General features: G+C 64.1%; 14 protein-coding genes and 1 pseudogene. 7 read left to right on the forward strand and 8 right to left on the reverse strand.

Annotated features, from left to right (window positions below; genetic code table 11):
• Nucleotides 1-74 precede the first annotated feature (74 nt).
• Nucleotides 75-1,259 carry an acyl-CoA dehydrogenase family protein gene (locus A9W99_RS11985; protein WP_067377397.1) on the forward strand — a complete coding sequence of 395 codons (1,185 nt, stop codon included), beginning with the start codon at nt 75-77 and terminating at the stop codon, nt 1,257-1,259.
• Nucleotides 1,260-1,288: 29 nt separating this feature from the next.
• Here the strand turns inward: A9W99_RS11985 and A9W99_RS11990 are convergent, their stop codons facing one another.
• Genes A9W99_RS11990 through A9W99_RS12025 form a run of 8 tightly spaced genes read right to left on the reverse strand, consistent with a single transcriptional unit; the run spans nt 1,289 to nt 7,310 of the window.
• On the reverse strand, nt 1,289-1,597 hold the full coding sequence (locus A9W99_RS11990) for a DUF4190 domain-containing protein (protein WP_067377403.1): 309 nt from the start codon (nt 1,595-1,597) through the stop codon (nt 1,289-1,291).
• A gap of 44 nt (nt 1,598-1,641) precedes the next feature.
• On the reverse strand, nt 1,642-2,472 hold the full coding sequence (locus A9W99_RS11995; protein ID WP_067377406.1) for an acyl-CoA dehydrogenase family protein: 831 nt from the start codon (nt 2,470-2,472) through the stop codon (nt 1,642-1,644).
• Nucleotides 2,473-2,474: 2 nt separating this feature from the next.
• The gene (locus A9W99_RS12000) at nt 2,475-3,563 is read right to left on the reverse strand and encodes an acyl-CoA dehydrogenase family protein (protein WP_067377409.1); all 1,089 of its coding nucleotides are present in this window, start codon (nt 3,561-3,563) and stop codon (nt 2,475-2,477) included.
• Nucleotides 3,560-3,979, reverse strand: coding sequence for a nuclear transport factor 2 family protein (locus A9W99_RS12005; protein ID WP_067377412.1), 420 nt, complete (start codon nt 3,977-3,979; stop codon nt 3,560-3,562). The genes A9W99_RS12000 and A9W99_RS12005 overlap by 4 nt, the downstream gene beginning before the upstream one ends.
• Nucleotides 3,963-5,177, reverse strand: a complete 1,215-nt coding sequence (locus A9W99_RS12010) for an amidohydrolase family protein (protein WP_067377415.1) — start codon at nt 5,175-5,177, stop codon at nt 3,963-3,965. Before A9W99_RS12010 ends, A9W99_RS12005 begins: the two co-directional genes overlap by 17 nt.
• A 3-nt stretch (nt 5,178-5,180) precedes the next feature.
• Entirely contained in the window at nt 5,181-5,504 is a 324-nt protein-coding gene (locus tag A9W99_RS12015; protein WP_067377419.1) for a hypothetical protein, read from the reverse strand.
• Nucleotides 5,488-6,768, reverse strand: a complete 1,281-nt coding sequence (locus tag A9W99_RS12020) for an aromatic ring-hydroxylating dioxygenase subunit alpha (protein ID WP_067377422.1) — start codon at nt 6,766-6,768, stop codon at nt 5,488-5,490. Before A9W99_RS12020 ends, A9W99_RS12015 begins: the two co-directional genes overlap by 17 nt.
• 5 nt (nt 6,769-6,773) lie before the next feature.
• A complete protein-coding gene (locus A9W99_RS12025; protein WP_067377425.1) occupies nt 6,774-7,310 on the reverse strand; it encodes a carboxymuconolactone decarboxylase family protein in 537 nt (178 codons plus the stop codon).
• A 437-nt stretch (nt 7,311-7,747) separates the two neighbouring features.
• Between A9W99_RS12025 and A9W99_RS12030 the strand changes: the two genes are divergently transcribed.
• From A9W99_RS12030 to A9W99_RS12055, 6 genes and pseudogenes are all read left to right on the forward strand, one after another.
• Nucleotides 7,748-9,046, forward strand: a complete 1,299-nt coding sequence (locus A9W99_RS12030; RefSeq protein ID WP_067377428.1) for an amidohydrolase family protein — start codon at nt 7,748-7,750, stop codon at nt 9,044-9,046.
• Nucleotides 9,047-9,153: 107 nt separating this feature from the next.
• Complete coding sequence (locus A9W99_RS12035; protein ID WP_067377502.1) at nt 9,154-10,320, forward strand: acyl-CoA dehydrogenase family protein; 1,167 nt, start codon at nt 9,154-9,156, stop codon at nt 10,318-10,320.
• Nucleotides 10,321-10,416: 96 nt separating this feature from the next.
• On the forward strand, nt 10,417-11,565 hold the full coding sequence (locus tag A9W99_RS12040) for a thiolase family protein (RefSeq protein ID WP_067377431.1): 1,149 nt from the start codon (nt 10,417-10,419) through the stop codon (nt 11,563-11,565).
• Nucleotides 11,566-11,649: 84 nt separating this feature from the next.
• Nucleotides 11,650-12,261, forward strand: a complete 612-nt coding sequence (locus tag A9W99_RS12045) for a TetR/AcrR family transcriptional regulator (RefSeq protein ID WP_067377434.1) — start codon at nt 11,650-11,652, stop codon at nt 12,259-12,261.
• Nucleotides 12,258-12,764: a hypothetical protein gene (locus A9W99_RS12050; protein WP_067377437.1), complete on the forward strand. Its 507-nt coding sequence runs from the start codon at nt 12,258-12,260 to the stop codon at nt 12,762-12,764. The genes A9W99_RS12045 and A9W99_RS12050 overlap by 4 nt, the downstream gene beginning before the upstream one ends.
• A 100-nt stretch (nt 12,765-12,864) precedes the next feature.
• A pseudogene (locus A9W99_RS12055) lies at nt 12,865-13,647 on the forward strand (cytochrome P450); the annotation flags it as partial.

Genomic DNA, 13,647 nt, shown 5'->3' on the forward strand with positions numbered 1-13,647 from the left:
AGAACCGATCGCGTTGTGGGTGGAAACGGCCATCCGCTGGTGGTCGCCAACCGCAGGAAGCTCCGGGGAGTGCTGTGCAGCTGACTTTTGACGCGGAAGTCGAGGAGTTTCGTGCGGAATTCGTGGCGTTCCTCGATGCGCAGCTGCCCCGCCTCACCGCAGCCGGCGCCGCGTTCGACCGGTCGCGGTCGTGTTCACACATCCCGGAGTGGGCGCGACAATGGCAACGACTGTTGTTCGACAACGGCTGGCTGTTACCCGGTAACCCGCCGGAGTTCGGTGGCCGCAACGCCACGCTGTTACAGCGATACGTGCACGCCCAGGAGTTGTCGCGACGACGGATCTATCCGAGTTTCAACCCGCAAGGCATCGGCATCATCGCGGCGTCGCTGTTGTCGTTTGGATCGGAGGAACAAAAGCAGCGATGGGCGGTGCCGATTCTGCGCGCCGAGATCACCGCGTCGCTGGGCATGAGCGAACCCGGGGCAGGCTCGGATCTGGCGGCACTGAAAACACGTGCGGTACTTGACGGTGACCACTTCGTTGTCAACGGCCAGAAGGTTTGGACGTCGGGCGCCCATGACGCCGATGTGCTGTTGACGTTCGTGCGCACGGATCCGAATGCGCCGAAACACAAGGGAATCAGCGCGTTGTTGATCCCGACCGATACCCCGGGTGTAGTGCGCCGTCCGTTCGCGTCCGTGTGTGACATCGACGAAGTCGACTTCAATGAAGTGTTTTTCACCGACGTGCGGGTGCCGGCCGACAACTTGGTGGGTGAGCTCAATGGGGGCTGGCGAGTGGCAACCGGCTCGCTGGGCCACGAACGCGCAATGCTGTGGATGGATTACGTCAACCTGTTGCATGCGCTGGCACTCGATTTCGAGCCGTCGGGCACGCTGCAACGCGATCACTACGCCACTCTGGTGATGGATGCCCAGGCGCTGCAATTACTCGGCTCGGCGGCCATAGCGAAGGCGGCTCGCGGCGAAGAGGATGTACCAGCGCAGTCAGTGCTCAAACTGCTTGGCTCGGAAGCCTTACAACGCGCGACCGAGGATGCGTTGAACGCCACTGGCTCCGATGGACTTCTGCTGCATGGGATTACCGCACCATTCGCCCCACTCGACCTGGACAGTCACTATCGCAGCCGGTTCGACAGGTACGTCCGCACTTTCGCCGCCACCATCGCCGGCGGCACCTCGGAGATTCAGCGCAACATCATCGCCGAGCGGATACTGGACCTTCCGCGCAATTAACCAGTGCGGCTACGGATTTCATATCGGGGTCAGCAGCGCCGATACGTGTCGAAATCCTTACAATGGTGCTCGACGGGCTGAGCGTGTATCCAGGCGTAACAGATCACGGCGACCAATGCCGCCAGGATCGACACCACGCCTAACACGATGCCGGCCGTCGCTGCCCGCGAGCCCGGGCCCAGGCTTCGGTTGGCCCGCGACCGACCCATCCAGCCGGTCACAATCGCAGCGACTCCGAACAACATCCCGATCAGTACCCAGGACGTGACCAGTGCGACGACACCGAGGATCACCGATACCACAGCAAACTTGTCTTGCGGTGGCCCGGGCTGACTCATGGGCGCCAATTCTAAGCGACCTCGAGCTGACAACATTCACCAGGCTATAGCTGGGCAAGCCGCGGCGCGGACCCCTTGGCCCGCAATATCGTTCCCACCTCCCGGGTCAATTCGCGTGTGCTGCCCAGCAATCCGTCCAGGACCAACGACCGCTTGACGTGCCGGTGCAGGTTGTGTTCGGCAGTGAAACCTATTCCGCCGAGCACCTGCTGGCAATGACGTGCCGCGGTCAGCGCGGCCTGGCCGGCCGCGGCCTTGGCCAACAGGCAGGCCAAAGCATGTGAGCCGTCGGGGTCTTCCGGTATGTCACCGGCGGCGAGCAGGCTGGCCTCGGCACCTTCGATCGCCACCAACGTCTCGGCCAGGCGGTGCCGGATCGCCTGGAAGGAGCTGATATGCCGCCCGAACTGGACGCGGTCCACGGCATGACGGCGCGCCAGGCCCAGCATCGCTCTGCTGGTGCCGAGCAGCCACCACCCGAGTGCCAGTCGTCCGACGGCCAGTGCTGCCGTCGACGCTGAATCGCCTTGGGCCACGCGGTGAATCGGAAGCTCGTCGTCCAGCGCTGAACCGGCGCCGTCGGTACGATCCCATACCACCCAGGAGCCGCCGGCATACGGCAGTGGCACAGTGCCGCCCGGCCCCCGTCCGGCGGCATGCAGTACCACGTCATTCAATACCGCCGCGTGTGCACCGGTTTCGCCCAGCAACCGAAACACTAAAGGTATTGCAATCTCCGGGATTTCGTAGAGCATATCGAGCCAGCCAAGCTCGGCCAAAGCCGTGTCAAGCTTTGCGCCCGAGGCGGCGTTCATCGCGTTGTGCAGCGAATCGGACAGCAGCTGCAAGGCCTCGGGATCCGCCGACGGTTCCACGATCAATCCTTTCCGAGGTCGAGCAACCGCCGGGCGATGATATTGCGCTGGATCTCGGCGGTACCCCCGTAGATGGTCGCCGCACGCGAGTACAGGTATTCCGGCCGCCACGGTGTGTCGTCGAGTTCCAGGACCCCGGGCATCAAGTCGCGCACGGTGTCGTAGAGCCGTTGCTCGGCGCCGGCCAGCAGCACCTTGTCAATGGAGGTATCCGGCCCCAGCCGGGCTCCGTCGCGTAACCGGTGCTGGGTCACACGGGACCGGCAGCGCAGCGTATGCAACGCGAGATAGGCTGCGCCCAAGGCAGACTCGTCAGGTTCGGTCGACTCCGCGATAAGCGCGTCGAACCGGGAGTACAGGTAGGCGATCCGCTGCCAGAAGCAGGTGGAGCGCTCGTAGGGGAGGAGGTCCATCGCCAGCCGCCAGCCGTGCCCGGGCCGGCCGAGCATCCGGTTGGACGGGATCACCACGTCGTCGTAGTACACCTCGCAGAATTCGTCGACCCCATGCATGGTGCGCAACGGCCGAATGGTGATGCCCGGTGTGTCCAGGTCGACGAAGAACGCGGTGATCCCGCCATGGCCCGGCGCGGTGCGGGTGAGCAGGATGCACCGGGTGGAGAATTGCGCGAAGCTGGTCCAGACCTTCTGCCCGTTGACAATCCAGTTGTCGCCCTGCTGGACGGCACGGGTGGACAGCGACGCCAAGTCGCTGCCGGATCCCGGCTCGGAAAAGCCTTGACACCATTGTTCGCGGCCGCTGAGCAGGCGCGGCACCATTTCGGCCGCGAGTTCGGCAGGCGCGTAATCGATCATGGTGGGGGCGAGCACCTCGACCATCGAGTACGGACCGGGCTCGGCGAGACGGCGACCGACGACCTCCTCGCCGACGATCGCCCGCAGCAGCGCCGGCCCACCCAGTCCGCCGACTTCGACGGGCCAGCCGTAGCGCATCCAATCGGCGTCGTACAACGCGCCGTGGACTCGAGCGAGTTGCCGCATCTGGCCTTGCAGCGAGTGGTCGGGGCCGGGCGTTAGATCGTGGGCATCGAGCCAAGCGCGCAGATCCGCCCGGAATTGCCCGACATTCACGGGGCGGGACGCCCGACCGCATGCGGGCGCCCGGAATCGTGCACACCGCTGCGACGGATGAAGGTCATGGCCCGCGTCCGCAGCCGCCATCCGTCGGCGGTGCGGGCGTAGGTGTCGCGGTAGTACCCGATTCGCATGTCGTGGGTGGCGTGTTCGATGAAGCACAACGGCTGTGTGCCGCTTGCCGTGTCGCCGTCGATATCGACGAGTGCTGTCCCGGTGAGAAACAGTCCCTTCGGCGCGGCGTCAACCAACTCCGGGAACCTGTCCAAGCGGTAGGTGTCGCCGAACGCGCTATAGGTCCCGTCAGGGGTGAAGACGCCGATCAGCCCGTCGATGTCTCCTTGGGTGATGGTGACCGCGTACCGGGCGAGCAGCTGCTGGATCTCGACCAAGTCGTCAGTCCTGCTTGGCATATACCTTGCCGCCTTTCATGACGAAGCTGACGTTTCGGGTAACGGCGATGTCCTCCAACGGGTTTCCCGGTACCGCGATGATATCGGCGAGCTGGCCTTCGGCCAGCCGTCCGCGGTCGTCTGCGTTGATGAGCTCGGCGGCGGTCACAGTGGCCGCCCGCAGCACGGCTAGCGGCGGCAGTCCCCAATCGACAAGGGTGACAAGCTCATCGGCGTTCTTGCCGTGCGGTATCGCCGGCGCGTCCGTACCGACCGCGATCTTCACTCCGGCTTCGTGGGCGGCCAATATCGAGGTCCGCGACTTGGGGAACATTTCGGCGGCCTTGGCCTGCAGCTCGGGCGGCGCGTGCGAGACGTCCATCGCCTCGGCCAGGCGCCGCGTGCTCACTAGGAACGTGCCGTGCTCGACCATCATCTCGATCGCCTCGTCGTCGATCAGGAAGCCGTGCTCGATGCAGTCGATCCCGGCTCCGACGGCATGTTTGACCGCCTCTGCGCCGTGCGTGTGTGCGGCGACCCGCAGGCCGCGCCGGTGCGCCTCGTCGACGATCGCGCGCAGCTCTTCGTCCGAATAGTGCTGTGCGCCAGGAGGACCCGTCAACGACATCACGCCGCCCGAGCAGCAGACCTTGATCAGTTCGGCGCCGTGCTTGATCTGGTAACGGACCGCCTTGCGGATCTCGTCGATTCCGTTGGCGATGCCTTCCTCGACCGTCAGGTCAAGCACGTGCGGTGCGAACGCCGCGAACATGGTCGGATCCAGATGCCCGCCGGTAGGCGTAATCGCGTGCCCCGCAGGCACAATCCGGGGCCCGTCGATCCATCCGGCGTCAATCGCCTTGCCCAGCGCGACATCCAGCAGGTAACCGCCGGTCTTCACGAACAGGCCCAGGTTGCGCACCGTGGTGAACCCGGCGCGCAGGGTACGGCGGGCGTTGCCGACCGCACGCAACACCCGGGTCGGCGGATCGTCCTGTACCTGGGACAGTCCGGGCTTCTCGCCGCGGCCACCCATCAGCAGGTTGACCTCCATGTCCATCAAGCCGGGCAACAGGATGTGATCGCCGAGATCAATCAGATCACCTTCGGGGTCACCGCCGACACCGGCGATCCGGTCACCATCGATCTGCAGGATGCCGGGCCGGACGATCTCGCCGGCGTCGATGTCAACTAGCCCTGCCGCCTTGAGCGTCAGCACCGCTCAGATCACCGGCTCCCGGATCAGCTCCACCCAGGCAGCACCGCTGTCAGGGACACGCGGCTGTTTCCACGCCTCGATCGGAAACGACACCATGACCAACGATTGCATCATGTGCATCAGAGTCTTCGCGTCCTCGGGTAACTCGTCCAGCGGGAACTGGTCACAGTATGCGATGACTTCCTCGAGGCGAGGAAACGCGGCGTCGTAGAAGGCCTGCATCTCGGCCATCGTGGAGGCGAGCCGCTTGGCATAACGCTCCGGTTCGGTGGCCAGGTCCCACTCCAAAAACGGTTCCAGGTCGGCGAATTCAGCGGGCAGCGCCATTGTTGGCATACTCCTTCACATAGTCGCCGGTCACCTTGTGCAGGTGACGGAGCAGGATCTCCTGGTCGCACAACGGGAAGTCCCTGACTACCTTGGTGCCGATCATGGTCTGGGTCGCTTCCAGCGTATTGGCGTCCTGAAGCGCGTACTCCTTGAACGTCACCGCGGCCAATTCCTGGGCCAAGCGTTCCCGCGCATTCCTGGGCGGGACGAAATACAGTGTGCACTCGAAGATGTGCTTGTCGACCGCGGTCGGCCAGTAGTGGTAGGTCAGGTACCAGCCCGGCTCCCAGATCAGCAGCATGAAGTTCGGGTAGAAGTGCCATGAGTCGATGCCCCACTGCGGGACCTTCTTCGGGTTAACCCCCGGAGGCAGCTGATCGAGCTTTTCGATGACTTCTGGCTTGTCCCAGGGACCGAACAGCCCGCTGCGCAGCACCCGGTCCATCGGCTTGACCATGGACAGGTCCGCGGGCGGCGCCTGACCTCCCCAGGTGGAGATCATCCCGTGCGGGCTGGCCAGCTCGTAGTACAGCGCCTCGAAGCCATACTTGATGATCTTGGCGGCTTCTTCCTTGGTGTACTGACCCTGGTGCAGCACCGGCGCGTGGTAGAACTCGGCGAACGCGTCGATGAACAGCTTCCAGTTGCTGCCGACCTCCGCCCGGTAGGAGTAGGCCTCCGTCATCTCCTGGAACGGGTAGCCCTCGATGCCTTTAGCCAGTGACCCGAGGTAGTCGGCGAGCGGTTTGGCGTGCTGGTCCAAGTTGATGAAGATGAACCCTTCCCACACCTCGCAACGCACCGGCACTAGCCCGTACTGGCTCTTGTCGACGCCGAAGAACTCGTCCTCCTGCTGGATGAAGGTCAAGTCGCCGTCGAGGCTGTACCGCCAGGCGTGGTATTTGCAGGTGAACTGCCGGCAGGTGCCGGACGTCTCCTCATGTGGAAAGTCGTTCCACACCAGCTTGTTTCCGCGGTGGCGGCAGACGTTGTGATACGCCTTGACCGATCCGTCCTTGGTCTTGACGACGATCACCGACATGCCCCGCCCCGCCGAAGGCAACTCCTTGGTGAAATAGCTGCCGGTGCGCGGCAGTCGCTCCACCCGGCCGACGTTGAGCCACGTCCGCTTGAAGATCGCGTCGCGCTCGGCTTCAAAGAATGCCGGATCGATGGAGTCGGTGTAATCGACTGGTGCGGTTCCCAGTTCGGGATAGTTTTCTGTCCAGCTTCCGGCAGCTGGCTTCGGGAAATGGGCCAACGTGCTTACCTTCCTATGGGGTCTTTCTCAACCTCGACGCCAAAAGTGTTGAAGGCCATGGCCAGCGTGGTGTAGCAGCCGACCGTGAAGATGTAGTCCATGCGCTGGCGGTCGTCCAATCGCTCACCGAGTGCGGCCCAGGTCTCGTCGGATAACCGGGATTTGTCGTGGAGCTCGTCGACGCCGGCTAACACGGCGCGCTCGAACTCGTCAGCAGCCTCGGCGCGGCGAACGGCGGCGATCTCGTCGTCGGTGAGTCCCGCTCTTTTTGCCATGGCCGCGTGATGGGTCCACTCGTAGGCGCAGTCGCGACGATGCGCCACGCGCAGGATGGCCAGTTCGCGAACCCGTGGCGGCAGGGTGGATGTGAAGAGGTGGATGTTGAACCGGAGAAACGCTTTGGTCAGCGCGGGGTGGTGAGCAAGTGTCGAAAGCGCATTGCCGGCGTCGCGCGGGTTGCGGCGCTCGGGAGGCAGCATGCCGGCCAGCGACTCTTGGACAGCCTCGTCCCATAGGTCAGCAGGCAGCGGCGGCAAGCGCATCGAACGGGGTTCCTCTCAGCGAAAGAGAATCATATTCTCATTTGTAACCAATAGACTTGCACGATTCGGCCTCTCGGTCAATCCTGAGGCTTATTAATCCGCCGCTGCCCGGGGCTGCGGGGTGAGCCGCTCGGGGTCGGTGTGCGCCACGCGGTGCAGCAGCGAGAACATTCGTGCGCTTGACCTGGTCAGAACGGGGTTTTGGGGTCTGGGATCCATCGCTCGGTACTGCGGGATGCACCGCGCCGTGTGGGACGGGGGACCGTGGCGTCGCCAGTCTGCGGGTACGTTGGATGTTGATTCTCACTTCGCGAGAAGATAGTTTTCAAACACTAGAGAGCTGGAGGCAGGTGGCGGCTCGCCTGCGACCGAACGGGGCCCGCTCGGTGGCCGCCGAGATCTGTCGCTCGAAAGTTTCAGGGAAGGGTACGAAGGCCGTGAACAAAGAAGACATGATCCTGATCAGCGTCGACGACCACACCGTCGAGCCGCCGAACATGTTCAAGAACCACCTGTCGAAGAAGTATCTGGACGACGCGCCGCGGCTGGTGCACAACCCCGACGGCTCGGACATGTGGAAGTTCCGCGACACGGTCATTCCGAACGTGGCACTCAACGCGGTCGCCGGCCGTCCCAAAGAGGAGTACGGGATCGAGCCAACGGGCCTCGACGAGATCCGGCCGGGTTGCTACAACGTCGACGAGCGAGTCAAGGACATGAACGCCGGCGGCATCCTCGCGTCGATCTGCTTCCCGTCCTTCCCCGGCTTTGCCGGGCGGCTGTTCGCCACCGAGGACCCGGAGTTCTCGGTGGCCCTGGTGCAGGCCTACAACGACTGGCACATCGACGAATGGTGTGGGGCGTATCCGGCGCGGTTCATCCCGATGGCGATACCGGTGATCTGGGACGCCGAGGCGTGTGCCGCTGAGGTGCGCCGCGTCGCGAAGAAGGGCGTACACGCGCTGACCTTCACCGAGAATCCCGCCGCGATGGGCTACCCGAGCTTCCACAACGAGTACTGGAACCCGCTCTGGAAAGCATTGTGCGACACCAACACCGTGATGAATGTGCATATTGGATCCTCTGGCCGACTGGCGATCACCGCACCCGACGCGCCGATGGACGTGATGATCACCCTGCAGCCGATGAACATCGTGCAGGCAGCAGCGGATCTGCTCTGGTCGCGGCCGATCAAGGAGTATCCAGACCTCAAGATCGCGCTGTCGGAGGGCGGCACGGGCTGGATTCCCTACTTCCTCGAGCGCGCCGACCGCACGTACGAGATGCACTCGACGTGGACCCACCAGAACTTCGGCGACAAGCTGCCGTCGGACGTGTTCCGCGACCACTTCCTGACCTGTTTCATCAGCGACAAGGTGGGCGTCGCACTGCGCAACATGATCGGCATTGACAACATCTGCTGGGAGGCCGACTATCCGCACAGCGACTCGATGTGGCCGGGCGCTCCGGAGGAGCTGTGGGACGTGTTGTCGATCAACAACGTGCCGGACGACGAGATCAAGAAGATGACTTACCAGAACGCCATGCGCTGGTACTCGTTCGATCCGTTCACCCACATCACGCCCGAGCAGGCGACGGTCGGCGCGCTGCGTAAGGCAGCCGAGGGTCACGATGTGTCGATCCGGTCGTCCAGCCACCACAAAGAAACCAGGGCGGGTTCGTCGTTCGCCGAGTTTGCGGCAAGCGCGAAAGAGCTGACCGGCAACCAGGACTGAGTGCCGACGTCCGGCGAACAGACGCAAAAGCACCCGAAAACCGCCTTTTTAGGTGCTTTTGCGTCTGCTCGCGCTGAAAGGGGTGCGCCTACATGGCCGACGGTGGAATGAATTTCGAGTTGACCGAGGACCAGGAGCTGATCCGCCGCTCGGTCGCCGAGTTGGCCCGCAAATTCGACGACCACTACTGGATGGAAAAAGACCAGGCGCACGAATTTCCGACCGAGTTCTACCGGGCCATCGCCGACGGCGGCTGGCTGGGCATGACGATCCCGACCGAATACGGAGGCCACGGCCTCGGCATCACCGAGGCCACGCTGCTGCTCGAGGAGGTCGCCAAGTCCGGCGGCGGCATGAACGCTGCCAGTTCGATCCACCTGTCGATCTTCGGTATGCAGCCGGTGGTGGTGCACGGGTCCGAGGAACTCAAACGCCGCACCCTGCCACCGGTCGCGACCGGCGATGTGCACGTCTGCTTCGGGGTCACCGAACCCGGTGCGGGGCTTGACACTTCGCGGATAACGACGTTCGCCAAACGTGACGGGGACCGCTACGTCGTCAACGGTCGCAAGGTGTGGATCTCCAAAGCGATGGAATCAGACAAGATCCTGCTGCTGACCCGAACCCAGTCATATGACGAGGTTTCGAAGAAGACCGACGGCATGACGCTGTTCCTCACCGACCTCGACCGCAGCCGGGTCGACGTCCGCCCGATCCGCAAGATGGGCCGCAATGCCGTCAGCTCCAACGAATTGTTCATCGACAACCTGGAAGTGCCTGTCGAAGACCGAGTTGGCGAGGAGGGCAAAGGTTTTCAGTACATCCTGGACGGACTGAACCCGGAGCGGATGCTGATCGCCGCCGAGGCGCTCGGCATCGGTCGGGTAGCGCTGGAGAAGGCGGTGCGATACGCCAACGAGCGCCACGTCTTCGACCGGCCCATCGGCATGAATCAGGGCATCCAGTTCCCGCTGGCCGATTCACTGGCCCGGCTGGACGCCGCCGAGCTGATGCTGCGCAAGGCGACGTGGCTTTATGACAACGGCAAACCCTGTGGGCGCGAAGCGAATACGGCGAAGTATCTATGTGCCGATGCCGGTTTCACCGCCGCGGACCGGGCACTGCAGACCCACGGCGGCATGGGCTATTCGGAGGAGTATCACGTCGCACGGTACTTCCGGGAGGCGCGGCTGATGAAGATCGCGCCGATCAGCCAGGAGATGATCCTGAACTTCCTCGGGTCGCATGTGCTGAAATTGCCCAGAAGTTATTGAGGTGTCAGTCGTCGAACGTGCACTGACGGCGAGTTTTTCGCGATTTCTCTGCCGTGGGGACACGTTCGGCGAAGCGGTATAGCGATCGGAGCGGACATGCGTGAAACAGTTATCGTCGAAGCCGTACGCACGGCGGTCGGGAAGCGAAATGGCGCTCTGTCCGGCATGCATGCCGCCGACCTGTCCGCCGTCGTCCTCAACGAACTGCTGGAACGCGCGGGAGTTGGCCCGGAGATCGTCGACGACGTGATCTGGGGCTGCGTATCGCAGGTCGGGGACCAGTCCAGCAACATCGGTCGGTACGCGGTCCTGGCGGCCGGTTGGCCCGAGACGATTCCCGGAACCACCGTGAATCGGGCCTGCGGCTCCAGCCAGCAGGCCCTCGACTTCGCCGTGCAGGCGGTGATGTCGGGTCAGCAAGACGTGGTGGTGGCCGGCGGAGTCGAGGTGATGAGCCGCGTCCCGCTCGGTGCGGCCAGAGCAACCGGAATGCCGTACGGCCCGAAAGTCCTTGCCCGCTATGACGACTTCTCGTTCAACCAGGGACTGTCGGCGGAGATGATCGCCAAGAAGTGGGGCTTCTCCCGGACCACGCTCGACGAATACTCCGCGCAGTCCCACGAGCGGGCGGCCGCGGCGCAGGACGCGGGAGCCTTCACCAACCAGATCGTGCCGGTGTTTCCCGGCGACGCGGCGGTCGTCGTCGACGACGAGGGTGTGCGGCGCGGAACCACCGTCGAGAAACTGGCTGCGCTCAAGCCCGCATTCGTCGAAGACGGGGTGATTCACGCCGGCAACTCCTCGCAGATCTCCGACGGCGCGGCCGCGCTTTTGGTGACCACGTCCGAGATGGCGCTCGGACTGGGGTTGACGCCCATCGCGCGCTACCGCGCGGGCGCAGTCACCGGCGCCGATCCGGTCCTCATGCTTACCGGCCCGATCCCGGCTACCGAAAAGCTGCTGAAGAAGGCCGGCGTCGCACTGGCGGAGGTCGGCGTCTTCGAGGTGAACGAAGCCTTCGCGCCGGTGCCGCTGGCCTGGCTGGCCGAAACCGGTGCTGATCCGCAGGGGGTGAACCCGCTGGGCGGCGCCATCGCACTCGGTCACCCGCTGGGCGCGTCCGGTGCCGTATTGATGACCCGCATGGTGCATCACATGCGCGACAACGGAATTCGCTACGGATTGCAGACCATGTGCGAGGGCGGCGGCACCGCCAACGCCACCTTGGTCGAGCTGGTGAACTAAGGCTATTGCGCGGCGACCCCTTGCCAGGTCGGCCAAACCTACCTACTGTGTGTTCAGTCGGTTGGTTTAGACCGGAGGAGTCCGTTGCCCCGTCCATATGACACATTGCTCGCCAAGGGCGAGGACCGTAAGCAGCGGATCCTCGACGTCGCGCAGCGGCTGCTGACACGCAACGGCTGGCGCAACACCACCCTGGCGCAGATCGCCGGGGAAGCCGGAGTGAGCCCCGCTGGACTGCTGCACCACTTCGAATCCAAGGAGCAGCTGCTGCATGCGGTGCTGGACGCGCGCGACCGCGACGACGACGCCCACGCGGACCGCAAAGGCGATCTGATCGCCGAGATCGCTCAGGTCGCCGATCGCTTCGACCGGTCGCCCGAGCTCGTGGGCACCTTCACGGTGCTGCTGGTGGAGAACATCCTTCCGGAAGCCCCGCTGCATGACCGCCTGCTGGCCAGGCAGCGGGACGCGCTCGGCATCGTTGCCGACGGTATCCGCCGTGGTCAGGCCGCCGGCCGATATCGCACCGACATAGACCCCGCAGTCAAGGCAGTCGAAATTCTTGCCTTCATCAACGGAATGGAAACCACATGGTTGCTCGATCCATCGATACCGCTGGCCGAGGTGTTCAAGGAGTACGCCGAGACGCTGGCCCGGGACTTCGCGCCGACCAGCAGGACGTTGCGCCAGATATGAGGTACCGGCTCGACGTCGTCGCCTCCAGCGTCGTGGACGTGGTGCGGTTCGCCGGCGGCTGGCTTTTCGACCGCGCGATAGCCGGATGGGATGTCACCGTGCTGATCGCCGATCATCCGGACGACCGGCCCCTGCAGATACTCGGAGCCCGCACGCTCGACCTCGAAGATGCGCTGGACTCGGCCGAAACCCGCCCTCGTCCGCAGTCCCTGGCGGCGGCAGCGGACCTCTTCGGGTGCGATTCCCGGGTGCGCCAAGGCGTGCTGCAGGCCCTCGACCACGGCGTCACCGAGGTCACGCTGTGGGGAGAGACCTGGCCCGCCGAACTCGCTGAGAATGTCGGCCTGGTGCAACATCGCCTGAGCATGGCCGCCCAGATCTTCAAGGCACAGGCACTGGCGGCCGCGGCCGCGCCGGAAATCTCGGTCGACGTCGCCGAGATCTTCCGCAGCGGACTGCTGGCCTGCCCGTCGGTTGCGGCCGACCTGGTCCCAGCCAGCTGAACGCCGGGCTCTCGTTGACGACGGACTGTGCCGTGTGGAAATCTAATACTCATCTCTGAGAGGATGATTCTCTCTAGACGAGATTCGAACGGAGCAAGCGATGGTGAACGATTTCACCGAGATGGATTTCTTCCGCGACAAAAAGCTCGTCGAGAATCCGTACCCCTATTACGAGGCGCTGCGGCAGCAATGTCCCGTCACCCAAGAGAGCCACCACAACGTCACCATGGTCACCGGTTGGGACGAGGCGTGCGCGGTGCTCAACGACGCCGAGACGTGGTCCTCATGCATCTCGGTGACCGGGCCGTTCCCCGGCTTTCCGGTGCCGGTCGACGGGCTGTCCGACATTACCGAACTGATCGAGCAACACCGTGACGAGTTGCCCTTCAGTGACCAGCTACCCACGCTCGATCCGCCGACACACACCAACCACCGTTCCCTGTTGATGCGGCTGATCACGCCGAAGCGCCTCAAGGAAAACGAGGACGCCATGTGGGCGCTCGCCGATCAAGCACTCGACGAATTCCTGGCGCCCGGTCACGGCGAATGGATCAAAGGCTTCGCCGGCCCGTTCACGCTGCTGGTGATCGCTGACCTACTCGGCGTGCCGATGGAAGATCGCGACAAGTTTGTCAAAGGCATCCGCGAACATTCGGGCGGCGGGATAGGGGGCACCGGCAAGGAATCGCTGGCCCACAGTCCGCTGGCATTCCTCTACGGTCTTTTCTCCGACTACGTCCGGGACCGCCGTCGTGAGCCCCGCGACGACGTGCTGACCGGCCTCGCCGCCGCCACCTACCCCGACGGCTCCATTCCCGACGTCGAAGACGTGGCGCGGGTGGCGAGCAACGTGTTCTCGGCCGGCCAGGAAACCACCGTGCGG

It is taken from the genome of Mycobacterium sp. 1164966.3, assembly GCF_001665395.1.
Classification (GTDB): Bacteria; Actinomycetota; Actinomycetes; order Mycobacteriales; family Mycobacteriaceae; genus Mycobacterium.

What these genes read in the sequence shown, in the direction of transcription:
- A9W99_RS11990 (WP_067377403.1), bottom strand. Translation starts at nt 1,597, where the DNA reads ATGAGTCAGCCCGGGCCACCGCAAGACAAGTTTGCTGTGGTATCGGTG.
- A9W99_RS12005 (WP_067377412.1), bottom strand. Translation starts at nt 3,979, where the DNA reads ATGCCAAGCAGGACTGACGACTTGGTCGAGATCCAGCAGCTGCTCGCC.
- A9W99_RS12015 (WP_067377419.1), bottom strand. Translation starts at nt 5,504, where the DNA reads ATGGCGCTGCCCGCTGAATTCGCCGACCTGGAACCGTTTTTGGAGTGG.
- A9W99_RS12025 (WP_067377425.1), bottom strand. Translation starts at nt 7,310, where the DNA reads ATGCGCTTGCCGCCGCTGCCTGCTGACCTATGGGACGAGGCTGTCCAA.
- A9W99_RS12035 (WP_067377502.1), top strand. Translation starts at nt 9,154, where the DNA reads ATGAATTTCGAGTTGACCGAGGACCAGGAGCTGATCCGCCGCTCGGTC.
- A9W99_RS12040 (WP_067377431.1), top strand. Translation starts at nt 10,417, where the DNA reads ATGCGTGAAACAGTTATCGTCGAAGCCGTACGCACGGCGGTCGGGAAG.
- A9W99_RS12050 (WP_067377437.1), top strand. Translation starts at nt 12,258, where the DNA reads ATGAGGTACCGGCTCGACGTCGTCGCCTCCAGCGTCGTGGACGTGGTG.